At 39.2% G+C, this 23,210-nt stretch carries 21 protein-coding genes; 10 read left to right on the top strand and 11 right to left on the bottom strand.

Annotation, left to right across the window (positions count from 1 at the left end; all coding sequences use genetic code 11):
* Positions 1-8: 8 nt before the first annotated feature.
* The 7 genes from JK629_RS08975 to JK629_RS08945 all read left to right on the top strand — a co-directional run bounded on the left by JK629_RS08975 (position 9) and on the right by JK629_RS08945 (position 6,073).
* The gene (locus tag JK629_RS08975) at positions 9-386 is read left to right on the top strand and encodes an OB-fold protein (protein ID WP_202335302.1); all 378 of its coding nucleotides are present in this window, start codon (positions 9-11) and stop codon (positions 384-386) included.
* Positions 387-391: 5 nt separating this feature from the next.
* Entirely contained in the window at positions 392-1,279 is an 888-nt protein-coding gene (locus JK629_RS08970; protein ID WP_317193637.1) for a DUF5777 family beta-barrel protein, read from the top strand.
* Positions 1,280-1,365: 86 nt separating this feature from the next.
* Complete coding sequence (locus JK629_RS08965) at positions 1,366-1,944, top strand: T9SS type A sorting domain-containing protein (RefSeq protein ID WP_202335301.1); 579 nt, start codon at positions 1,366-1,368, stop codon at positions 1,942-1,944.
* 120 nt (positions 1,945-2,064) lie between these two features.
* A complete protein-coding gene (locus tag JK629_RS08960; RefSeq protein WP_202335300.1) occupies positions 2,065-2,565 on the top strand; it encodes a GreA/GreB family elongation factor in 501 nt (166 codons plus the stop codon).
* Positions 2,566-2,786: 221 nt separating this feature from the next.
* Entirely contained in the window at positions 2,787-3,326 is a 540-nt protein-coding gene (locus tag JK629_RS08955) for a hypothetical protein (protein ID WP_202335299.1), read from the top strand.
* A 154-nt stretch (positions 3,327-3,480) separates the two neighbouring features.
* The gene (locus tag JK629_RS08950) at positions 3,481-5,646 is read left to right on the top strand and encodes a S46 family peptidase (RefSeq protein WP_202335298.1); all 2,166 of its coding nucleotides are present in this window, start codon (positions 3,481-3,483) and stop codon (positions 5,644-5,646) included.
* A 22-nt stretch (positions 5,647-5,668) separates the two neighbouring features.
* Entirely contained in the window at positions 5,669-6,073 is a 405-nt protein-coding gene (locus JK629_RS08945; RefSeq protein ID WP_225625986.1) for a hypothetical protein, read from the top strand.
* Between the two features lie 235 nt (positions 6,074-6,308).
* Here JK629_RS08945 and JK629_RS08940 read toward each other — a convergent pair whose 3' ends face one another.
* The 6 genes from JK629_RS08940 to JK629_RS08915 form a co-directional block, all read right to left on the bottom strand.
* Positions 6,309-8,435, bottom strand: a complete 2,127-nt coding sequence (locus tag JK629_RS08940) for a M3 family metallopeptidase (RefSeq protein WP_202335297.1) — start codon at positions 8,433-8,435, stop codon at positions 6,309-6,311.
* A 127-nt stretch (positions 8,436-8,562) separates the two neighbouring features.
* A complete protein-coding gene (locus JK629_RS08935; protein WP_202335296.1) occupies positions 8,563-12,354 on the bottom strand; it encodes an HYR domain-containing protein in 3,792 nt (1,263 codons plus the stop codon).
* A gap of 201 nt (positions 12,355-12,555) precedes the next feature.
* The gene (locus JK629_RS08930) at positions 12,556-13,215 is read right to left on the bottom strand and encodes a uracil-DNA glycosylase family protein (protein ID WP_202335295.1); all 660 of its coding nucleotides are present in this window, start codon (positions 13,213-13,215) and stop codon (positions 12,556-12,558) included.
* 48 nt (positions 13,216-13,263) lie between these two features.
* A complete protein-coding gene (gene yaaA / locus JK629_RS08925) occupies positions 13,264-14,025 on the bottom strand; it encodes a peroxide stress protein YaaA (RefSeq protein ID WP_202335294.1) in 762 nt (253 codons plus the stop codon).
* Positions 14,026-14,181: 156 nt separating this feature from the next.
* Positions 14,182-14,709, bottom strand: a complete 528-nt coding sequence (locus tag JK629_RS08920) for a DUF3124 domain-containing protein (protein WP_202335293.1) — start codon at positions 14,707-14,709, stop codon at positions 14,182-14,184.
* Positions 14,710-14,728: 19 nt separating this feature from the next.
* Complete coding sequence (locus JK629_RS08915) at positions 14,729-15,970, bottom strand: alpha/beta hydrolase-fold protein (RefSeq protein ID WP_202335292.1); 1,242 nt, start codon at positions 15,968-15,970, stop codon at positions 14,729-14,731.
* Positions 15,971-16,103: 133 nt separating this feature from the next.
* Here JK629_RS08915 and JK629_RS08910 point away from each other — a divergent pair, with 133 nt between their 5' ends.
* Positions 16,104-16,958, top strand: a complete 855-nt coding sequence (locus tag JK629_RS08910; RefSeq protein ID WP_202335291.1) for a hypothetical protein — start codon at positions 16,104-16,106, stop codon at positions 16,956-16,958.
* Here JK629_RS08910 and JK629_RS08905 read toward each other — a convergent pair.
* On the bottom strand, positions 16,947-18,425 hold the full coding sequence (locus tag JK629_RS08905) for a potassium/proton antiporter (protein ID WP_202335290.1): 1,479 nt from the start codon (positions 18,423-18,425) through the stop codon (positions 16,947-16,949). The two genes, JK629_RS08910 and JK629_RS08905, sit on opposite strands and share 12 nt — an antisense overlap.
* 142 nt (positions 18,426-18,567) lie before the next feature.
* Between JK629_RS08905 and JK629_RS08900 the strand changes: the two genes are divergently transcribed.
* Positions 18,568-19,365: a HipA family kinase gene (locus JK629_RS08900; RefSeq protein ID WP_202335289.1), complete on the top strand. Its 798-nt coding sequence runs from the start codon at positions 18,568-18,570 to the stop codon at positions 19,363-19,365.
* Positions 19,343-19,726, top strand: a complete 384-nt coding sequence (locus JK629_RS08895) for a DUF3037 domain-containing protein (protein WP_202335288.1) — start codon at positions 19,343-19,345, stop codon at positions 19,724-19,726. Before JK629_RS08900 ends, JK629_RS08895 begins: the two co-directional genes overlap by 23 nt.
* Here the strand turns inward: JK629_RS08895 and JK629_RS08890 are convergent.
* From JK629_RS08890 to JK629_RS08875, 4 genes are all read right to left on the bottom strand, one after another.
* Complete coding sequence (locus JK629_RS08890; protein WP_202335287.1) at positions 19,721-20,098, bottom strand: PH domain-containing protein; 378 nt, start codon at positions 20,096-20,098, stop codon at positions 19,721-19,723. The two genes, JK629_RS08895 and JK629_RS08890, sit on opposite strands and share 6 nt — an antisense overlap.
* A gap of 53 nt (positions 20,099-20,151) precedes the next feature.
* Positions 20,152-20,652, bottom strand: a complete 501-nt coding sequence (locus JK629_RS08885; protein WP_202335286.1) for a DUF4251 domain-containing protein — start codon at positions 20,650-20,652, stop codon at positions 20,152-20,154.
* 58 nt (positions 20,653-20,710) lie between these two features.
* Entirely contained in the window at positions 20,711-21,421 is a 711-nt protein-coding gene (locus JK629_RS08880; RefSeq protein WP_202335285.1) for a flavodoxin family protein, read from the bottom strand.
* A 74-nt stretch (positions 21,422-21,495) separates the two neighbouring features.
* Entirely contained in the window at positions 21,496-23,133 is a 1,638-nt protein-coding gene (locus tag JK629_RS08875) for an ABC-F family ATP-binding cassette domain-containing protein (protein ID WP_202335284.1), read from the bottom strand.
* Positions 23,134-23,210: the final 77 nt, after the last annotated feature.

Genomic DNA, 23,210 nt, shown 5'->3' with positions numbered 1-23,210 from the left:
GAAAACAAATGAAAAAGAAAAGATTATTCCTGATTTTGATATTGTTGGTTGTAATCGGTGGTTTTATGGTTTATAACTATATGTACCAAGACCATCGGGACATTCAATCGGAAACCTCACAACTGGAAATTACAGCGCCTTATTTGTTGGAACGATTTAAAACAGATGATGGTGCTAGTTTGCTCAACAAAACCATAACCGTAACCGGAACTATAACCGCTATAGAAGAAGGCGCAGTTACTCTTAACGAAAGTGTATATGCAAGTTTTTCCGAGGAAATCCCGGAACTGAGAGCAAATAACAAAGTAGCAATCAAAGGCAGATGTATTGGGTATGACGAGCTTTTTGAAATCGTAAAACTGGATCAATGCAGCATGATAAAATAGCTTTAATGATGAAAAAAATTATTTTTTTACTGTTCCTTCTTCCGCTGAGTCTTTTTTCACAAGAAGATTTACTGAACAATCTGGAAAACGAAGCAGAAATCGACAAAACGGTAATTGCCGCTTTTAAGGGTCTGAAAGTGGTAAATTTTGAATCTACAAAACTTGCCAGTAAAAATGATTTCTATTTTGTGGTGGCGCACCGTTTCGGATCGGTAAAAAATGGTTTTGACGATTTCTTCGGCCTGGACAATGCAGTAACCCAGTTAAAGTTTATTTATGGATTTACCGATTGGCTTAATATAGGAATTGCCCGAAGCTCTTTTCAAAAAAAATACGGAATTCACGCCAAGTACCAATTAATAACCCAGGAAAGGGATGGGTTTCCCGTAACCCTCGTGGGCTATAATCTGGCAACAATCAATAGTTCATTGGAAAGGGATCAGTATGCAAATTTGGAATTTTCTGACAGGCTTACCTATACTTCACAGCTTTTAGTGTCGCGAAAATTCAATGAATCGTTTTCATTTTTACTGGCCCCAACTTATATTCATGAAAACTTGGCAACCCGCAGTCGTAAGGTTTTGGCAGATGGAACCACGTTAAATTACGATGAAGACCATAACCAATTTGCGTTGGGCCTGGGCGGACGCTATAAAATATCGACCCGCGTAAGCATTAATGCAGATTACGGGCTCCATTTAAACAGAAACGAAAATTCCAATTTTAGAAACCCATTGTCAGTGGGCGTAGATATAGAAACAGGTGGGCACGTGTTCCAAATGCACTTTACGAATGCCCAAGCTATGTTTGAAGAAGGATATATTATACAAGGCCAAGGCGATTGGAGTGATGGAGACTTCTTTTTCGGATTTAATATAAGCCGTGTTTTTTGAGAAATTGTTTATGAAGCATACAGCTGAAATTTGAAAATATTTAAAATTAATAACATCAATTATTTATTAACCATAAAACATTTATTATGAAAAAAATTAAACTTTTATTATTAACAGTGCTAACCGCCTCGATGGCAACTGCACAAACCACTTTTGACCTAGACTGGTTTGTTGGCGTACCTAGTGCAAACGTAAGTATTTCAATAGAAATGGGTGATACCGTAAGATGGACTTGGACAGATGAAGTTCCCCATTCGGTGACAAGCGAATCTGGCAGTCAAGAAGATTTTGACAGTGGTATACTTACGGGAAGTGGCTCGCAGTTTTCTTACACATTTACGGAAACGGGTGTAAATGATTATAAATGTGAGGTGCATTCAGGTATGGTCGGAACCATAACAGTAGAACAAACGGCTTCCCTGGAAGAAAAATTTCGAAAAAATATTTCTTTTTACCCTAACCCTGTAAGCAATAAAGTAACGGTAGCCTCCCTTTATAAATTAGACCGTTACAAAATTTACAGTATCTTGGGGCAAGTAATTGCAGAAGAAGCTGCAACCGGTAACATTACAGAAATAGATATGGCAAATTTAGAAAGCGGTATCTATTTTATAAATGCATCCTCTGGCGAATTGAATTCTACTTTTAAAGTTATAAAGCAGTAGTAAAAAAATACTTTTTTTAAATGAAAGACTGCCTTTTTAGGCAGTCTTTATTATATTACTATGTTTTTTGAAATTCCCAGCAATTAAAATAAAAGTGTTTTTTAGATATAATAAAGTAGTATGAGTCGAGGATTTGTTAAAGAAGGCGACCAAGAAGAAACACCCATAATACCTCCGCGCGCTGCATTGCCAGAAGGTGTTACCAACTACGTAACCCCCACGGGAATGAAACTTTTACAGAGCGAGCGCGAGCAATTGGAGAATGCGTGCGCTACTCTCCCCACCACTCATGAGCAGCAACGCCGGGTTGAGCTGGCGGTATTAAATGGTAAATTGGATTTACTGAACGAACGCATTGCCTCTGCCCGTATTCTTGATCCTGCCACCCAGCCCCAAAATGAAGTGCGCTTTGGCGCTACGGTAAGTTATAAAATTTCAACATCTCCTTCTCCTCAAACATTTCAGATAGTGGGTGTAGACGAAGCTGATGTTAAGAAGCGAAAAATTGCATTTGTTGCTCCTATTGCCGTGGCCCTCACCGGCCATAAGGCTGGAGAAGTAATTCCTTTTAATATAGCGGGGGGAACCCAAAAGTTGGAGATTTTAAATATTAAGTATTAATTTATTATTTGTTGGTTTTAAATCTTTTGCCTTCAATTTCAACAAACAGTTTCTTATCTAGAAAAGTATTCTTTCAATAAATATTTAATTTTTCAGATTAGTGTGTATTTTTTAACATTTAGTATAAACAAATATGCTTTTTATCGATTATTTAATGTATTTCGTCTATTTGTGTTGAAATATATTTATTTTTGTTGGCTAACCACACATTGATAAATATTATGAAAACAAAATTACTTATTCTTTTTTTAGGTGTAATTTTCCTCTCCAGTTGCTCTAAGGATAACGAAAATGACAATCTTTTAATCAATCAACCTGATGATATTGTGGCTTCAAGAGAGCAACCTACGAGTGACGGTTATTGCGTTCAAGTTGATCTTATGGCAGGACAACATTACGATTCTGGAAATGTAGAGGTTGCAATCTACGGAGACAACCTATTGGTCACCTATAGCATGGAAGGGGACTGGATCCTTAACGCATCACACCTTTTTGTAGGAGATTGTTCCCAACGGCCATCCAATAAATCCGGAAATCCACGTATTGGACATTTCCCTTACTCGGCAAGCCATCCGAACGGAACTACTACCTATACCTACAGTATTCCTTTATCAGATTTACCAAACTGTCTATGTATTGCAGCGCATGCAGAAGTAAATGGCCCAACAGGTTCAGAAACAGGCTGGGCAGCAGGTCTACCTTATGGCGGCAATAGCTGTGCTATGTATTTTGAATACTGTCTAGATGACTGTGGCCTTTAATTAAACTATCAAAAACAAATCTAAATGAAGTCCGATTTAAAAAAATCGGACTTCTTTCGTTTTAAAACATACCGTCAAAAACGTTATGAATATTTAATTTGTCGTTCATAAATATTTCTATTTAGTATATTGCAACAATTAAAAAAACATTCAAATGAAACTGTTCCGACTATTTTTTATTCTTCTATCTTTTCCTCTTTTTGCACAACAAGGCGGCATGTGGATTCCTTCGCTCTTAGAAGGGATGAACGAAGCCGAAATGACAAATCTTGGCATGAAAATGACCGCCAAGGACATTTATGACGTAAACAACGCAAGTCTAAAAGATGCAGTACCACATTTTAATGGAGGCTGTACTTCTGAAGTAATCAGCAACAAGGGGCTTTTGCTTACAAATCACCACTGTGGATATTCACAGATTCAAAGCCATTCCTCTTTGGAAAATGATTATTTAGAAAACGGTTTTTGGGCGATGAGTCAAAAAGAAGAACTTCCCAACCCAGGGGTTACCGCGAGTTTTATGGTTCGGATTGAAGATGTAACTACCCAAGTAATGACAGGAATTACCCCGGAGATGGGCGAAGCGGATAAACAGAAAAAAATAGAAGAGAATATTGCCGAAATAGTGCGTACTTCGCCAAAAGAGTCTTGGCAAGAAAACCGCGTACGTACCTTTTACGAAGGAAACCAATACATGCTTTTTGTGGTAGAAACCTTTAAGGATGTTCGTCTGGTGGGTGCCCCACCTTCTTCAATTGGAAAGTTTGGCAACGATACCGACAATTGGATCTGGCCACGACACACAGGCGATTTTTCACTTTTCAGGATATATGCAGACAAGAACAACCGTCCGGCGGAATATTCTGAAGACAATGTACCCTATACCCCCAAACACTTCTTGCCAATTTCCTTAGATGGTGTGGAAGAAAACGATTTCACCTTGGTTTTTGGCTATCCCGGCACTACGGATGAGTATTTACCTTCCATTGCCATAGAACAGGTTATAAATACAGTAAACCCAGTCCGTATCGCCATTCGCGATGCCGCTTTGGCCATTCAGGATAAGTATATGCGTGCAGACCAGCAGATAAAAATTCAATATGCATCTAAATTTGCCCGCATTGCCAATTACTGGAAAAAGTGGAAAGGAGAAACGCTTGGTTTAACGAAAAGCAATGCTGTAGGCATTAAAAAACAACAAGAAAACGAACTTACCGAACAAATAAATATAAAAGGAAAACAACAGGAATATGGACAGCTTTTGCCACAATTTGAGCAATACTATACCGAAATTGAGCCTTATGCCTTGGCCAGGGAGTACTTTTTAGAAACGGTGATACGCAATGTAGAATTGCTGCGCATGGCATACCAAACATATCAATTGAAACAGGTGTATGAAAACCGTGGCGCACAATCTTTTGAAGATCGAAGAAATAATCTTATTGAAGGTGCAGAAAGCCATTACAAGGATTACAGCAAGCAAGTAGACAAAGAGGTTTTTGAAGTCTTAATCGCACTTTACGCAAAAAATGTACCCGCCCAGTTTTTGCCTTCTTCCTTTAACAACATAAATGCTGCAATGCTAACGAACGATGTTTACAGCAATTCTGCATTTGTAGATTATGCTTCTTTAAAAGCCTTATTGGAAGGTGATGCCGAAACCGTTATGGAAAAGCTAAAAAACGATGCAGGTTTTAAAGTAGTGCAGGAAATGGCTAATACTTATTTTGATAAAGTAGCCCCAAGATATGAAGAACTGGAACTCAATATCTCTGGTCTTCACCGAGATTATATGAAGGCTTTACTCGAATTGAGTCCGAAAGAGGCACGCATTTTTCCTAATGCCAACAGAACCCTTCGTGTAACTTATGGAAAAGTAGCTGGCTACTCTCCTGCCGATGCCATTTATTACGAACCCGTTACACATTTGGAAGGCGTAATGCAAAAATACGTACCAGGTGATTACGAGTTTGACGTTCCCCAAAAGCTAATCGATCTATATAAAACAAAAGATTATGGACAGTATGGCGAAAACGGCAAGATGCCTGTTAACTTCATTGGTACTAATCACACTACCGGAGGAAACTCCGGCAGTCCCGCCATTGATGCCCACGGAAATCTAATAGGTTTAAACTTCGACCGTGTTTGGGAAGGAACTATGAGCGATTATTATTACGATCCTGCCCTATCCCGTAACATCATGGTTGATATTCGTTATGTCCTTTTTATAGTGGATAAATACGCTGGCGCAACCAACTTGATTGAAGAGTTGAAGTTGGTGCATCCTAAGAAAGAAAAAGCCAAAAACAAGAAAAAGTAATAACATTAAGAGCTGTACTCCCTTGAGAAAGACAATAATACTGTTAATAATAATTCTATCTTCAAATTTATTAAAAGCACAATTCATAAAAGAAAAATCAATTAATGCCCAAGTTGGCTATGGACTTAGCGCACCATATAACAGCGTTGATGATGTAGTTGCTACAGGTTTTTTGGCCCAGGGAGAATTAGTACTAAAGGTAGCCTCTTGGTTTGAAATGAGACCTTATGCAGGTTTTATTATAACAAATTCAAATGGAAAAGACATAAATAACAATCCCACTAATGAAAAAGCGGAATCAAAAGCATTTTTAGCAGGGGGAAAAGTAAGATTAAGAGCTCCAATACCTTGGGTAGCCCCCTATACGGAAATAGGAATAGGAGCTTCAATCGGAAAGTTTGAAACAATCACAACCTTTGATACATAAATAGAAAAGGAGTTATTTACCATATTCCATTCGCTTTGGGATTGGAATTAGGAAAAAACAATAATGTTGACTTAGGATTTTCTTATTACTTCCAGCCATCTGTGGAACAATTCGCTGGAGCATTTGCAGTGGGGATTACATTTCCTTTAAAAAGTTAAAATGTATTTAATGTAAAACCACGAATTCACGAATAATTTTAAAAAAACATTCGTGAATTCGAGGTTTATTTACAATTTTACTTTAAGCCTCTCGCCTTCAGCATAGGCCCAATTTTAGGAGCACTTCCTCGCCAATTTTTATACATTTCTTCCATGTTCATTGTATTTCCTCTAGACAATACCATATCACGGAAACGCTGTCCATTCTTTCGTGTCATCCCTCCATTGTTCTCAAACCAATTGTAGGCATCGTGGTGCAACATCTCTGTCCATGAATAGGAATAATAACCAGCAGCATATCCTCCTGCAAAAATATGGGAGAAATAGGTGGAGCGATATCTTGGAGGAACCGCATGAACTACGTCGAGTTTAGTTCTTTGTAAAGCTTCTTTTTCAAAAGCATCTACATCATCTATCTTTTTATCAGATGAAATAGTATGCCACTGCATATCTAAATTTGATGCAGCCAAATTTTCCGTTAAACTATACCCTTGATTAAATGTGCCCGAGTTCTTAATTTTGTCAATTAGGGCATGTGGAATCTGCTCCCCTGTTTTATAGTGAAGGGCATAATTTTTCAAAACTTCAGGATATAACGCCCAGTTTTCATTGAACTGCGAGGGAAACTCCACGAAATCACGCGCCACTGCAGTCCCTGAAAGGGAAGGATATTTTTGGTTTGCAAAGAACCCATGCAGCGCATGGCCAAACTCATGGAACATAGTTTCCACCTCATCATAGGTCAATAAAGCAGGTTCGCCATTTGCTGGTTTTGGATAATTACACACATTATAGATAACGGGCTTTTTGTTATACAGTTTAGACTGGGTTACAAAATTGTCCATCCATGCACCACCACTCTTACTGGGGCGTGCAAAATAATCTGTATAAAAAAGGCCCAATGGCTCGCCATCTTCTTCAAAAAGTTCATAGACTTTTACATCTTCGTGATAAGTTGGAATATCGGTTCTGGGTTTATAAGTAATGCCGTAAAGTTTATTTGCCGCATAGAATACCCCTTTTTCCAATACGTTGTTAATTTCAAAATAAGGTTTTATTTGATTTTCATCGAGATCGTATTTTTGCTTTCGAACCATTTCGGCGTAATAATTCCAGTCCCAAGGTTCTAATGTGAAATTTTGTCCTTTTGCTTTAATCATTTTCTGTATTTCAGCAGCTTCAGCTTCTGCTTTTGCAGTAGCGGCTGGAATTAGGCCGCTAAAAAAATCATTTACTTTTTCAGGAGTTTTTGCCATAGTTTTTTGAAGACTCCACTCCGCAAAATTGTTAAAGCCAAGAAGTTTCGCTTTTTGTGCCCGTACTTCCACCAATTCCTTTATTATTTCGCTTGTGTTGTTTGCACCTTGGTCTGCTCTATGCCATGCAGCTTTAAAAAGCTTTTCGCGGCTTGCCCTATTTTCCATGGATTGCAGTAAAGGTTGTTGGGTAGTATTCTGTAACGGAATGGTCCACCCATTTCCGTCTTTGTGTTCTTTGGACTTTAGGAAATCTTCATCAACTCCGGCTAATTCTGCTTTATCCGTAAAAGTAACTCCTCCGGCATTGTTGGCATCCAAAAGGGTTCTTCCAAACTTAGTAGTTAGTGTAGCAATTTTTTCATTGTATTGCCTAAGCTTTTCTTTATCTGCCGAAGAGAGATTGGCGCCCGCTATTTCAAAATCCTCATAATATTCTTTCAAAAGTTTTAAAGATTCAGCATCGAGATTTAGATCTTCTTTTTTATCGTGAAGTGTTTTAAAGCGCTTGAACAGTTTATCATTCAAATAAATCATATCATTTTGGGCAGCAAATTTTGGAGCCATTTCTGCCTCCACTGCCTGCAATATCTCATTGGTATTTGCCGCTGCAAGTGCATAAAATATTTGTGAAGATTTATTTAATAATTCACCACTTTTTTCAAGGGCAAGGACGGTATTTTCAAAAGTGGGTTCCTCTTCAGAATTGGCAATTGCCTCTACGGCTTTCTTTTGTTGTTCTATTCCTTCAAGCATTGCCGCTTTAAAATGTTCATCCTTAATTTTGGAAAAATCAGGTGCACCATAGGGTAAGGTACTTTCTGAAAGTAACGGATTTTCAATCTTATTCATTTGTTCTTCAGTTTGATTTGGGTCTTCTTTTTCTTTGGAATTTTTACAAGCCACCACCATAAGGGCTAATATAAATAAAGGAATTGCATTTTTCATTTTATTGATTTTTAATACGACCCGTAAAGATACATAATTGGAAGATGTAAATAGTGAAGTACCTATAATCAAAAACCCCCTCAGCAAAAGCTGAGGGGGTTTTCTTTTTTGGTTGGTTATTTGGTGATTATTCTTTAATCAAGCGCTTCACAGTGCTTGCGTTGTCACCAATAATCTGTACCATGTAAACTCCAGAAGCAAGTGATGAAACATCTACTGCTCTTTCACCTTGCATAGTGCGAAGGTCTGTTTGGTTTACTAGTTTTCCGTTTATGTCATAGATCATCATCTTCTCTAGGGAGATGTTGGTCTTGTTGACAAGGTTCACAACGCTGCTCGCTGGATTTGGATATAGTGCCAGTCCGGTCTCCAGTGAGTTGGTATCCACGCCAAGAACAGTTTCCACGGTAAGCTCAAAGTCACAGGTAGCTGTGTTTCCGTACTCATCGGTGGCGGTCATCGTAATGGTATAAGTTCCATCAGGAAGTGCCGTTCCAGGAGCCGGGTCTTGGGTTGTGATAGTCACAGGATCTGTACAGTTGTCATCAGCTGTTGCCTCGCCAGTGGCGAAATAATCAGGCAAGATGTAGAACAGGTTGCCTGCTCCCGGATCAACGGTTTGATCGGCTGGGCAGGTAAGTTCTGGTGCAAGTCTGTCAACTACACTTACCTCTGCAATACAAGAAGCAATGTTGCCGCTAGTATCACTAACAAATACAGTTATCATAAACGTACCTCCTATATCAGCACAACTAACTGTTGGCACATCTACAGCGATTGTAGAAATACCACAAGCTTCATCTATGTTGGATACAAGACTGTATGGATCTACAGAAGTAGTACCATCAGGACCCAATTCGATTTCTACAATGTTGCTCGTTGGAACGATAGAATAGGTAAGCTCGAAATTATCAACACCGGCACCCCAGCCCCAGCCGCCTTCATCATCATAAGTATAACGAACTTGGAAGTTAGCGTTTAAGTAAGCCGCCAAATCAATAGCGCCTGTATTGGTTGGGTTGGTACTCACATCTACAAACAAGATCTCTTGCCATGCGGCACCGTCATAAACTTCAACAGTAAGCGTACCATCACCAAGGAACTCTTGCATTGCATAATCAAAAGATAATGAGGCAGTAGAAGCACCGCTTAGATCATATACTGGAGATATAAGCGTAGCATTGTTCACTGCGCCGTTACCTGCAGCGTCGTCATCAAAGATGGCTGCATTAGAAGGGAAGTCAGTGCCTGTGGGCATATCACCGGAACCAAAAGTCCAGTCCTGCGAACCTGCATTAATCTGAGTAGTCCACCCATTAGGTATAGAGCTTCCTTCAAAGTCTACTTCTTCAGTTTCAGTAATTACAGGAGGTCCACAAGTAATAACAGGTGCAATAAGATCTATTACGTTTACAATTGCAATACAAGTAGATTCGTTACCACTATTGTCAGTAACAGTAACTTCTACTTGGTTCTCACCAAGATCTGCACAAGTAAAATCAAGGCCTGAACCTCCAGTTGTAGTATAGTTTATAGTACCATTCCACACACGTGGAGAGAACACAGATCCAGTAAACAATCCTGCAACGGCAGTACCTAAAGACAATGATAGGTCTGCATTCGAGAAGTTTTGGTTGGATCCATCACCATTGGTGTAGTTTTGACCAGAGTCGGTCACTATAGCGATACCATAAGTGGTGTTCGCGCTCAAAACTACCGGGGTAGAAAGCACTGCGTTACTAGGCTGGTCTATTCCAAGTCCGGTTCCAGTTCCAGAAGCCGCGGGAGAACCCCATGCAGCAGCATTTGTCTCGTTACCAACATAGGTACCTACTAAGGTATACATATCAAGGTTGAAGGTAGAGGTACCGTCAATGTTCACATCAATATCAGTAACCTCGATGTCATTTGGACCTACGGTAAGGTCGTACATAACAGCCCAACCAGGTGATCCACCGTTGTTTGAAGTAAATAAAGTAGAAAGCGATCCCATAGTTCCGCCACCTACTCCACCTGCAGTAATAGTATATCCACAAGCTTCATTTACGTTTACAAGCAAATCCATAGGGTCTATACTAGCCATACCGTTAGCATCTAGAAAGACATCAAGACCTCCTCCTGAGGAAGCATCGTAGCTCAACAGGAAGTTGTCAACGCCAGCTCCCCAGCCCCATTCGCCGCCATTGTCGTCATAAGTCCAACGAACTTGGAAATTCGCATTGGCATATGCAGAAGCATCGATAGTTTCTGTCTGGATGTCTGGATCCAGATCATCTTCATAAAGGGCAATTTGTTGCCAAGCTGTACCATCAAAAACCTCAACCGTAAAAGTTTGTGTTCCAGACTCCTGGAAAGCAACATCATAGCCAAGGGATACGTTTGAAGCTCCAGTTAAATCATACACAGCCGAAAGTAGCGTTACGTTACTTGCCGGTGCACCAAGACCACAGTCATCATCATCAAAAAGCATTGCCAATGTTGGGAAATCATCGCCGGTAGGCATATCTCCACTATTGATCCAATCGCAAGTACCTGTATTAACTACAGTTGACCAGCCAGATGGTAAGCCAGCTTCAAAATCTTCTGATTCTGTAAAAGTACCAAAACCACCTACACAGAATATTTCAGGAGCGGTGTTGTCCTCAACAGTAACCGTAGAAGTACAAGTAGATATGTTTCCAGAATCATCTGTAACAGTCATAACAACAGTGTTAGCGCCTGTCATGGAACAGTCAAAAGAAGAAACATCAAGAGTCATTGAAGCTATTCCACAATTGTCTGACGAACCATTATCCACATCGGCAGCCGTAATATTCGCAACTCCTGTAACAGGATCGAGCTCTACAGTTATGTCTTGGCATACTGCTACTGGTAATTCATTATCTATTACAGTAACGATAAAATTACAAGTCGAAGTATTTCCATCGCTATCAGTTACCGAAAGGGTTACAGTAGTATCACCTACAGGAAAATCACTTCCGCTTGGAGGGGTGGCAACAATATCGCCAGAGATGTTTCCATCTTCGGTATCAAAAGCTACTCCAGTAAAGTTTACAACCGCTGAACATTGGCCAGGCGCATTGTTTGCAGTAATATTAGATGGACAAGCAATAACTGGCGGATCGCCTAATGTTGGCAAACCAGATACATTTAATTCAAAATTCCCAGTGGTGCTAAATCCATGTACCAACACGTAATAGGTAGAAGAACCATCAGTAGTAAAGGTTACTTCACTTCTTACACTGCTGATACCACAGGCGGCACCTGCATCATCATTAGCAGTAACGCAAGTAAAGGCTCCACAGCTTCCTGTATATACTGAAAGTTTGGTGTCATATCCAATGGCAGAACACGTATTTATGGTTACTGTTGAACCTACTCCCGTAACATCGGTAAAGGAATACCATACCCCAGCAACAGTGTTAGTAACACCGTTACAAGTTCCTGCGCTATCTACAGTGGCCCCTAATGTTGTTCCAGCAATAGTTCCGTCAGAACCTATATTGATAGCATTCACACAAAGATCATTGGCCGGCGGCGGAATAAGTCGTTGGATGGTTGTAGTGTGACAAGAAGTATCAGTTCCACAAGCAGGAGCAGCACTAGTAGTGTTGTGCAACCTGATAGAGGCAACTGAAATGTTATTGATTGTCACTGGAGTTGGACCAAATCCCAGTACATTGTTACTTGTATCTGTAATTGTCACATAACCCGCAGCAGAAGTAAAGCGATAGTTTGCTCCAATGATAAGGGCATTTACAGTATTGTAATCCCCCCCATAACTACAGGTAGAAATAGTCTGAACGTTGCCACTATTATTGGAGTTCACCGTCAAATACGGTGTCGTCACAATACATTGGGCAAAAGTAGTTCCTGCGGCAAAAAAAACCAGCAAGAGTAATAATGTAATTTTCTTCATAAATTGATAATTTAAATTAAAAGTTAAAATGTCGTTAAAAATAATCTAAATTGTAGTAATTGCCAAATAATAAGGCAACAGAATTTATGAAATATTGGGGATTTTTTTCTAGCTGCAAATAAAGCCCAGCAATAGGCCCAGCGATTAATTGGCCGTAAGTTGTTTATTAACAGATTGTTATTCCTGTCTCAAGTTTAATGTTTAAAAAAATGGACGGTATTGTTCCACCCGAAAATCTATCGTAGTTTTTTCGGGGAATTCATCTTTCATTTTTTTATAGGCTGAAAGGCTGCCAACAGCTCTATTAGCTGCTCCTGATGGTGCTATTAATGAAACTGTTTTTACAGTTCTGCCATTTTCCGGAAGTTGAAATGTATGGATTCGAGGCACCTTATTTGAAACCAACTTCAGGGAAATATTGCACTCTTTCAGTTTTCTTCGGAAGAAATATTCCGGACCGTTTTTGCTATTTCCGCCCGTGAAAAGCAACGTATCAATTTTAGGATTTTGCTGAAGCACGGCAACCAAATCGCGCAGTTCCACTTCCAACATTCCAATATCTGAAGCATCAATTTTTTCTCTTCTGGCAGAAGCCACCATATCGCAGATTCCGATACCTCTTTTTATTAAAAAATGTTCGCGTTGCTTAATTGCTTCGGCTGTGGTTTCAAATTTTAGATCCAAGCCGAATATTTTATCCAAAATCAACCATAATTGTCCGTCGCGGCTGCCGTAACAAAAATCCACATCGCCCTCTTTCAATTCCCCGGTTGTGAAACGTGGTGGCGGAAGGGTTCCCACTATCAGTTTGGTTGCATTTTCGGGAATAAATGGCGGGTATGGGTGGATGTGGTGGAACAAATTTTAGATATCTAGATTATTAGATTTCTGGACACTTAGATTTTAGATTTATCGAATAAAAACAGGCTCACTCTCCTTTTCAGTATATTCTTCACTGAAACCATAACCATCATAATTAAACGCTTTCAATTCATCCAAGGTTTTTACATTCTTATCAATCGCAAAACGGCTCATACTGCCACGTGCTTTTTTGGCGAAGAACGAAATTATTTTCAGTTTGTCATTTTTGAAATCCTTAAAAACTGGCGAGATAACGGGCACTTTCAATTTCTTTTCATCAATGGCATTGAAATATTCAACGCTGGCAAGATTTAAGAAAAGCTCGCCTTCTTCCAATTCGTTATTCAAAGTTTCGGTAAGTGTTTTTTTCCAAAAAGCATACAAATCTTTTTTACGATTCATAGGAAGTTTGGTGCCCATTTCCAACCGATAGGGCTGAATCAAATCCAACGGACGCAACATTCCGTACATTCCCGAAAGGATTCGGAGGGAATCCTGCAACAGATCAATCTTTTCCGAAGGAATGGTATAAGCGTCCAAACCCGCGTAAACATCGCCAGCAAAGGCATAGACTGCTGGTCGGGCATTTTGTTTTGTGAAAGGAGTCTGGAATTCCTTATAACGTTGGTAATTGAGTTCGGCCAATTTATCGCTGATGTCCATCAACTTACCTATCGCTTTTTTGCTTTTACGCTCCAGCTTGTTGTTTATCATTTCGGCTTCCTCCAAAAACTTGGGCTGGGTGGCGCGGGCAGTGGGAAGTTTTGATTCAAAATCCAGCGTTTTTGCTGGGGATATAACTATTTTCATTAAATTCTTCTTTGCTTCAAAAATAACGAAAACAATTTTGAATTCAGAATTCAAAATTGTTTTGGTTGATTTGGGATTCGGGATTCGGTATTCTTACTTCGTATTTCTAATTTCCACTTTCGTCATTCTCGTAATTCGTCGCTCGTAATTCATATTTCACTCAATCCTTCTGCCCTGTGTTGTAAAACTCAATCCCTGCGAACCCCGCAGCGAAGTCATAACTGCTTCAAAAATGGGTTCGGGAGTTGTTGCTTTTGTAGTCCATTCAAAAATAAAATTGGCGCCGCTGCCTCCGTGCTCATCCGTTTCGTCTATAACGATTTCAACGGTTTCCAAAGGTTTAAGTTGAATTGGTTTTTCAAAATAGCTACGTATCAATTCTCCTTTGGTATTGTAATAATCTGCTTTTGAAATATAAATGGTATCGCCATCGCTTACATTCCGAAGGCTGACCATTGCAGTGAGATTTTGCGATTTTTCCAAAGTAAAACTATAAATATGCGAATAGATACTCAAATAGGTTTTTCCAGATTGTAACGAATCACTCTTGGGAATTTCCGCATAATGGTCTTCCCAATGGTTTGGGTCAAAAGAGCTTATTTCCTTGGGGTCATCACAACCCATAACCATTCCGAAAAGAATTAGAACTGTTATAATTCGCGCTATTTTAAAGAGTATTTTCATAATAATATTCTCAATAAAACTACGGCTTTTTATTTATTTCGGCCTTAGTTTCCAATAACTCATTTATTTGCCATTGTCTTGCCTGTTGTTTGTTCGCCAAACCTAAAGCTTTATCAATGGTTTCGTTTGCTTCGGCAGTATTACCGTTTGCCATTTTAATCCGGGCTAAAACATCATAACTGTCAAAATTGTTTGGATTGATGGTCAAAGCATCATTTAAAAGCTGTTCGGCTTCAGCATAATCTTTATTGTCCACAAGTTTCCCGGCTCTATACGTATTAAAAAGAACCAATGCATTTGGATTGAGCTCCCTTAGAGCAGCTTGCACTTTTGCTCGCTCCTTTTCATTTTTTTGAAGCATATAATGGGTATTTCCAACAATGGTATATGGAATATTGAAAATACTGCCATATTGTCTCTTCACTTCGGAATAATGATTTTTTAAAGCTTCCGCAGAATCAAAATACTCTTCCTTTACATACCAGTTTTTGAAAATATCGCCCAGTGCCCATTTATAGGTGGGAAGCCCAACGGAATTATGGATTTCATTGGGAAACTCTTGAAAATGTATGTTTTTACCCATCATATTTTTAGGAATCTTTTTGATGAATTCATTTACGCCCATCCCCTGTTCGTTGGCGAGTGAAATATACACACTAGCCGTAGTGCTTCCGGTTTTGCCCCAAGTGTTTTCAATTACATCCTCCATCGCATTTTTGCCCCACCAAAGCGCGGGACTTATGGCGATATAATCATTGAAAAGTTCGGGATGGTTTATTGCCGTATTGATAACAAAAATACCGCCCACGGAATGGCCGCCAAGAATTTTATAATCTGCCGTTTTATAGTTTTTGTTTACATACGGAATCAATTCCTTTTCAATAAAACCTGCCATTTCCTCGGCATTGCCGCTATCTTCCACGCCTTCAATTTTTGGTTTGCAGTTTTTGCGGTACTCGTTGGTCCCTTTTCCTGAAATTGCCACTAATATCATTTCTGGAATAACTTCACTGATTCCGCCCTGCAACTCCAAAATTCCAGCAACGTATTGAAAGTTGTAATCGCCGTCCAAAATATAAAGCACGGGATATTTTTGGTTAACCGCAATATTATAGGAAGGTGGAAAATAGACTGAAAACTCCCTGTTTTGCTGAAGAATTTCAGAAAAAACCTTATCGCGTTTGCCGATTGAAATTTCCTGTGAAAACCCGCTCTGTAAAACAGTAAATAGAAGAAAATAAAGTAGTAGCTGTTTACACATAATTAAAATTTTAAGTCAGTGATTTAAACCATTTTCAAAGTTAACCGAAAATATTTCTTTCGTTTAAAATATTTTAATTGCTTTTGCATCACATTTTGTAGTTTCACGTTTTGTAATTTGAAATATTTTATTATTGAAAACAGTATACTTTCCAGTCTATACCCAAATATTGGAAGCCCCCGTTACAATCTTTGAAAAATTGCCCGCAGAAGTATTTGATTCACCTTTTTTTAATGATGCAGTTCCTGTAGTGCGCTCTAAAAATTCCAAGCGAAAAGAACTCGATTTAACTGCGGAAACCATTTCAGAAAACAGAGAATTATTACCGCTAAAAGGCTTTATTTTTCACACTTCCCATTGCGGTTCAACGCTGTTGGCAAATATGTTTCGCGCTTCCAAAAAGACAAGGGTTGTTTCCGAAACGGAGGCCATAAACGGATTGTTGTTATCGGCAATATTTTACAATTTGGAAGAAAAAATACTTTTAAAAAGTTTAAAAATTATCATTGAAAGCTATTTACGGCCGCTGGCCGAAGCCGAACAAGTTGTTTTCAAACTTACATCATGGAATGTATTCTTTATCGAGCTTTTCCAAAAAGCATATCCCGAAGTTCCTTGGATTTTTATAGATAGAAAAACGGAGGAAGTGGTTGCAAGCCTTTTAAAATCTGGCCGTGGGTTTGTGGAATGGTTTTATCATCCCACCAATTTGCTGCAAAATTATTTTTTGGACGAAGAAAAGCAGTTTGAATCATTGGAAAATTATCTATTCGCAATGGTTGAAGCGCATAAAAACACTGCAAAAAAATTTCGGCTCGGAAACAATTTATTTTTGGAATACCCTTCGTTTCCCAATAAATTTGAAAGTGAAATTCTGCCCCATTTCAATTTAAATTATTCTGAAAAAGAATTGGAGGCCGCTGAGGATGCTAGAAAATATGATTCAAAAAGTATCTACAAAACCCCTTATTCAAATTTAGGCAGCTGAAAATTCTTGGATTTTCAATGCCTTGAAGACTTTTTTGATTCCCTTTTCTGATTCGGAAAGCACGATGAGCACATCATCTGCATTAATGACCGTGTTTCCGTTGGGAGTGATGTATTTGTCGTCTCTTTTTATCATTGCGATAATTGCGGTTTTTGGGAATTCAATATCCACAATTTTTTTACCGACTATCTTGTTCCCCTTTGCAATACCAATTTCCCGCATTTCGGTTTTGGGATGTTCCTCAAGAAATTTTTCAGAAGGAGATATTTTTTTCTCTTCACTGGGAATACTCACCCTTAACCATTTCGCGACTACGGAAAGCGTAGTTCCCTGAATTAAAATGGAGGTCAGCGAAATAAAAAATACAATGTTAAAAATCATATTCGCTTTATCGATTCCCGCCAATAATGGATAGGTTGCAAACACAATCGGCACTGCCCCGCGTAAACCCACCCAAGAAATATAGAAACGCCTCCGCAATTTCATCTTAAAAGGAATCAAACTCATAAAAACCGCTACGGGACGTGCTACAAAGATCAAAAACAACGATATTAAAAGTCCAATACCAATCACAGGAACAATCTGCGATGGAAATACCAAAAGCCCCAACGTCAAGAAAAGTACAATCTGCATCAACCACGCCAACCCATCATACATTTTAAGAATGGTCTTTTTGTGGATTAAGTACTGGTTCCCCAAAAAGACCGCACAAATATAAATGGCCAAAAAGCCGTTGCCGCCCACAAAATCGGTTACGGAAAAGGTTATAAACATTAGCGCGATGACGAGCACGGGATATAAACCCTCAAAATCCAAGTTGATTTTATTGATTATAACCTTGCTCAACTTTCCAAAGCCAAACCCAGCGATGGTTCCAATAATCATTTGTTGAAAAAACAGTGGAATCATAGACACCAATCCTTTATCCTGATTGATTACCAAAACTAAAAAAGCGATTGTAAGCACATAGGCCATGGGATCGTTACTCCCACTTTCCATTTCCAGGGTGGGACGTAAATTGGTTCGAAGCGTAAGATTTTTGGAACGCAGAATGGAAAACACCGCAGCAGCATCTGTTGATGACACTATACTCCCCAAAAGCAAACTTTCATAAATGGTAAAATCTGTAACGTAATAAACAAAGGTTCCCAAGCCAACAGCGGTAAGTAAAACCCCCAACGTTGAAAGTGCAAAACCTTCTTTCATAATTGGTTTTACAGCTTTCCAATCAGTGTCAAGACCTCCTGAAAAAAGAATAAAATTCAATGAAATAATACCAACTAACTGAGCGATTTGCGGATCGTCAAAACTGATGCCGCCTATACCATCTTCACCGGCAAGCATTCCTATTCCCAGGAAAAGTACTAAAGTGGGAACACCAAATTTATAAGAAGTTTTACCTGCTATTATGCTTATAAAAAGTAGTAACGAGCCAACAAGTAAAATGTTTTCAATGGTTAAATCCAATAGCTTTTAGTTTAAGGTTTCACATTTTAGCAAAATACGAATTTAAACTTTCAAAAAATATTGGATTCTAATTTTAAGGGATAAAAAAACATCTCTACAGAATGGTACCTCATATTCACAAATAAACTTAATTTTGTAGGCAATGGCAACCAATAAAATAGAGCTCCGCACCGTAAACGTTACACGTTACATAACCCCTTTGCGTGAAGGCGGTTCGCTGCCAGCCTTGGCCGAAGCGGATGATGATTTTAAATATGTTTTGAAATTTCGCGGGGCAGGACACGGCACAAAAGCGTTGATTGCCGAATTGTTGGGTGGCGAAATTGCACGAACTTTAGGCTTAAAAATTCCCGAGCTTGTTTTCGCAAATTTAGACGAAGCTTTTGGCAGAAGTGAAGGCGACGAGGAAATACAGGATCTATTAAAGGGCAGCCGCGGACTTAATCTGGCACTGCATTTTCTTTCGGGAGCTTTAACATTTGACCCCGTAGTAACACAGGTTGATGAAACCTTGGCTTCCAAAATTGTATGGGTAGATGCTTTTACCACAAATATTGACAGAACCGTAAAAAATACCAATATGCTTATTTGGCATAAGGAACTTTGGCTGATAGATCACGGCGCTACTTTTTATTTTCATCATTCTTGGAGCAATTGGCAAAAAGCGGCTGTTACGCCATTTCCTTATATTAAAGATCACGTGCTTTTGCCACAAGCTGCGTTGATTGAAGAAATTAATGAAGAAATGATTGCGCTTTTGCCAGATAAAAAACTTCGCGAAATAACTGATCTTATTCCCGCAGATTGGCTCGATTGGGAAGGTTTTGAAATGTCTTCGGAAGAAATCAGGGAAGTATATTACCAGTTTTTGGTGACGAGAAGAAACAATGCGAACAACTTTGTAAAACAGATTCAGGATGCCCGGGAAACACTTGTATGAATATGCGGTAATACGTTTGGTGCCCCGCGTGGAACGCGAGGAATTCCTGAATGTTGGGATAATCCTTTTCTGCAAAGGAGCCAACTATTTGAATTGCAAACACCAAATTGACACCGAAAAGTTAAAACTCTTTTCCTGCGAATTGGAAGTTGAAGAGATTGAAAACAATTTAAAGGCTTTTGAAAAAATATGTTCAGGCTCCAAAGACGGAGGCCCCGTGGCCCAATGGGAAAAACCCGACAGATTCCGCTGGCTTACTGCCCAACGCAGTTCTTCACTTCAAACTTCACGTCCCCATAATGGCTTTAGTGATAATTTGGAAGCTACCTTAAAACGACTTTTTGCAGAATTGGTGTTATAAAACCTTTGCCGCCAAATATTTCTGCACTTCGTAAATATCTATGCTCTTGTTGAACTTTTTACTCACCGTTGGCAAGTCTTCGCTGCTTATCCAAATCTTCAGTTCGGCGTCCAGATCAAAAGTGCCCGCAGTTTCCAAAGAGAATCGCGAAATGTGTTTGTAGGGAAGACATTTATACTCCGCCTTACTTCCCGTTAAACCTTGAACATCTATCAAAATTAACCGTTTATTGGTAAACATAAACACATCGCGGAAAAGTTTGAAACCAAGTTCTACCACTTCGCCCTGAATTAAAAGACGTCCGTATTTTTCGTTTAGTTTTTCTGAGGAAACTTCGCTGGCATTTCCCAATATTTTATTGAATAGACTCATTTTAGATTTTTAGATGGTTAGATTGTTAGATTGTTAGATTGTTAAAATCAATATTATTCATTATTAACAATTTCTCCTTGATAACTTATGGTGCCACGATCGTTGCTGCTAATGGAAAGTGTGGCAAAACTGGAGTATCCCACTGAAATTGAAATAACGTAAATGTCAGTTTCTCCTTTTATAGTAGTAGTTACATTATAACCATTTTTTGCACTCGTTATAATAAAATCTTCAGGTTTTCCCTTAAAACGCATGCCTTTATCTCGGCCCATAATCATTCCGCTATATGCTCTGCCGTAAAAAGGCATATTGCTTGTCACCATTTCAGGGGTAAAGGTTATGGAATAATTGCTTCCAACTAAATTTTTTGTGGGGCCGCTTAATGGAATTGCTGTATTTGCAATAAACTCAAAGTTTTTGGAATTCAATAAAATTTCTGTTTGAGTTTGTTCTGTCTCTGCTGTCGGTTGCGTTTTCGTGGTTTTATTCTGTGCATTCAAGCTACTAAGGGTAAAACAAAACAGGGCTATAAATAAAAAGATACGCTTTTTCATAATCTGTAATTTTTTAAATAAACTGTACAATGATTATGCCCAAGTCATTTAAATGAATTTAGCGGTATTCAGGATTTTCAAAATTCCAGCGAGTGCCATCATCCCAATCTTTTCGGGAATTGCCGTATTTTGGATACCCTCCCTGCTCTTTCAGCATTTTTGCCAAATGGAGGAGATTATAGGTCATAAAGGTTGTATTTCTATTGGTGAAATCATTATTCTTCGCGCCACTTTCCTCATCCCGATAACTTGGCCCAGGGCCGGCTTCACCTATCCAACCACAATCTGCCTGTGGCGGAATGCTGTAGCCCACGTGCTGTAAGGCATAGAGAATGCCCATAGCACAATGCTTTATTCCATCTTCATTTCCGGTAATGATGCAACCGCCTACCTTTCCGTAAAAATAATACTGCCCCTTTTCATTCTGAAGACTGCTCATTGCATACAGCCTTTCAATCAATTTACTGGCCACAGAGGATTTTTCGCCCAGCCAAATAGGAGTTCCAATAATCAGAATATCGGCAGCATCTACTTTCTTCCAAATTTCCGGCCAGGCATCTTCCTTGGCTCCGTGCTCGGTCATATCTGGATATACGCCATATGCAACAGCATAGTCCACAAATCGAATGTTTTCAAAAGAAACCCCTTCGGCTTTCATTATTTTTTGCGAAACATCCATCAAGCCCTGTGTATGACTCATCCGCGGGGACTGTTTTAGGGTACAATTGATATAGAGTGCTTTTAAACTTGAAAAGTCTGGTTTTTTCATAGTTTTTATTTCTAAAGGTAATAAATAATAAAAACACCTCTAAAATTTTAAAAACTAAGCTTTTAATTCACCGATTAAACCTTCAAATCAATCTCCTTCAAATTCTCAATTCTATTTCTTTGAAGGAAATCGTCTATGGTTTCAAAATGTTCAATAATGCGTTTTTCTTTAAATTCGAATACTTTTTCGGAAAGACCTTGAAGAAAATCGCGGTCGTGGGAAACCAAAATCAAGGTGCCATCAAACTGAAGCAGGGCTTCTTTTAAAACATCTTTCGATTTTAAATCCAAATGGTTTGTAGGCTCATCGAGAATGAGCACATTTACAGGCTCCAGCAATAACTTCACCATCGCCAAACGGGTTCTTTCCCCACCAGAAAGCAGCCCCACTTTTTTATCGATATCATCACCGCTGAACATAAAGCGACCAAGAATATTTTTTATTTGGGTGCGTATTTCGCCTTTTGCAACCTCATCGACAGTTTGAAAAACGGTGAGTTCCTTGTCTAAAAGTGCGGCCTGGTTCTGTGCAAAATAGCCTACCTTGGCATTATGCCCCAAGGCACAGGTTCCTTCAAAATCTATTTCACCCATAATGGCTTTTATCATGGTAGATTTTCCCTCACCGTTTCTTCCCACAAAACTCACTTTTTGGCCACGCGATATGCTCATATTGGCATCTTTAAAAACCACATGGTCGCCGTATTTTTTGGTCATTCCCTCCACAATTACAGGATAATCCCCACTGCGCTGGGCAGGTGGAAAACGAAGTGCCAAAGCCGAAGTATCTATTTCGTCAATCTCTATAATCTGAAGCTTTTCCAGCATCCGCTCGCGGCTATTCACTTGATTGGTTTTGGAATACGTACCCTTAAAACGCTCAATAAATTGTTGGGTCTCGGCTATAAATTTTTGTTGCTCCTCGTACGCCTTTATCTGGTGCGCCCTCCTATCGGCACGCAATTGCAAATAATGGCTGTAGTTGGCCTTATAATCGTAAATGCGCCCCATTGTAACTTCAATGGTCCGGTTGGTAATGTTATCTATAAATTTTCTGTCGTGAGAAATAACAATAACCGCTTTTGCTTTATTCAGTAAAAAATCTTCCAACCAGATTACAGATTCAATATCTACGTGGTTGGTGGGCTCGTCCAGCAAAATAAGATCGGGCTTTTGAAGCAGCAGTTTGGCAAGCTCAATACGCATACGCCACCCACCACTAAATACTGATGTGGGGCGGTGCAAATCACTTCTTTTAAAGCCCAAGCCACGCAACGTCTTTTCCACTTCGGCCTCGTAATTTATTTCTTCCAAAGCATAGTATTTTTCTCCCAATTCCGCCACTTTGGTAATGATGGTCATGTACTCATCACTCTCGTAATCGGTTCGGGTTTCCAGTTCTTTGTTCAAGCGGTCCATTTCGTCCCGCATTTCAAAAATCTGCTTAAAGGCCTTGGAAGCTTCCTCAAAAACTGTACAGCTGTCATCCGTCAATAAATGCTGTGGCAAATATGCAATTACGGCATCTTTTGGAGCGCGCACATTACCACGGGTGGGTTTTTGTACACCGGCAATAATCTTCATCATCGTACTTTTTCCGGCGCCGTTTTTTCCCATCAACGCTATTTTGTCATTTTCGTTCACTACAAAGGAGACATCGCTAAAAAGTGTTTCACCACTAAACTCAACCGCTAAACCATCTATTGAAATCATATCAAAATTTTGAGGTTGCAAAACTATTAAAAAGAAGTGGATTACGATTACTTATAATCATTTGGATAAATAGAATT

The organism is Aequorivita iocasae (genome assembly GCF_016757735.1).
Taxonomy (GTDB): Bacteria; Bacteroidota; Bacteroidia; order Flavobacteriales; family Flavobacteriaceae; genus Aequorivita; species Aequorivita iocasae.
Note: the sequence above shows the minus strand (reverse complement) of the source record. Positions and strands in the feature narration are given on the sequence as shown.

Excerpts from the sequence above, each read along its gene's own strand:
- JK629_RS08975 (WP_202335302.1), top strand. The coding sequence starts at position 9 with ATGAAAAAGAAAAGATTATTCCTGATTTTGATATTGTTGGTTGTAATC.
- JK629_RS08970 (WP_317193637.1), top strand. The coding sequence starts at position 392 with ATGATGAAAAAAATTATTTTTTTACTGTTCCTTCTTCCGCTGAGTCTT.
- JK629_RS08965 (WP_202335301.1), top strand. The coding sequence starts at position 1,366 with ATGAAAAAAATTAAACTTTTATTATTAACAGTGCTAACCGCCTCGATG.
- JK629_RS08960 (WP_202335300.1), top strand. The coding sequence starts at position 2,065 with ATGAGTCGAGGATTTGTTAAAGAAGGCGACCAAGAAGAAACACCCATA.
- JK629_RS08955 (WP_202335299.1), top strand. The coding sequence starts at position 2,787 with ATGAAAACAAAATTACTTATTCTTTTTTTAGGTGTAATTTTCCTCTCC.
- JK629_RS08950 (WP_202335298.1), top strand. The coding sequence starts at position 3,481 with ATGAAACTGTTCCGACTATTTTTTATTCTTCTATCTTTTCCTCTTTTT.
- JK629_RS08940 (WP_202335297.1), bottom strand. The coding sequence starts at position 8,435 with ATGAAAAATGCAATTCCTTTATTTATATTAGCCCTTATGGTGGTGGCT.
- JK629_RS08935 (WP_202335296.1), bottom strand. The coding sequence starts at position 12,354 with ATGAAGAAAATTACATTATTACTCTTGCTGGTTTTTTTTGCCGCAGGA.
- yaaA (WP_202335294.1), bottom strand. The coding sequence starts at position 14,025 with ATGAAAATAGTTATATCCCCAGCAAAAACGCTGGATTTTGAATCAAAA.
- JK629_RS08920 (WP_202335293.1), bottom strand. The coding sequence starts at position 14,709 with ATGAAAATACTCTTTAAAATAGCGCGAATTATAACAGTTCTAATTCTT.
- JK629_RS08915 (WP_202335292.1), bottom strand. The coding sequence starts at position 15,970 with ATGTGTAAACAGCTACTACTTTATTTTCTTCTATTTACTGTTTTACAG.
- JK629_RS08900 (WP_202335289.1), top strand. The coding sequence starts at position 18,568 with ATGGCAACCAATAAAATAGAGCTCCGCACCGTAAACGTTACACGTTAC.
- JK629_RS08895 (WP_202335288.1), top strand. The coding sequence starts at position 19,343 with ATGCCCGGGAAACACTTGTATGAATATGCGGTAATACGTTTGGTGCCC.
- JK629_RS08890 (WP_202335287.1), bottom strand. The coding sequence starts at position 20,098 with ATGAGTCTATTCAATAAAATATTGGGAAATGCCAGCGAAGTTTCCTCA.
- JK629_RS08885 (WP_202335286.1), bottom strand. The coding sequence starts at position 20,652 with ATGAAAAAGCGTATCTTTTTATTTATAGCCCTGTTTTGTTTTACCCTT.
- JK629_RS08880 (WP_202335285.1), bottom strand. The coding sequence starts at position 21,421 with ATGAAAAAACCAGACTTTTCAAGTTTAAAAGCACTCTATATCAATTGT.
- JK629_RS08875 (WP_202335284.1), bottom strand. The coding sequence starts at position 23,133 with ATGATTTCAATAGATGGTTTAGCGGTTGAGTTTAGTGGTGAAACACTT.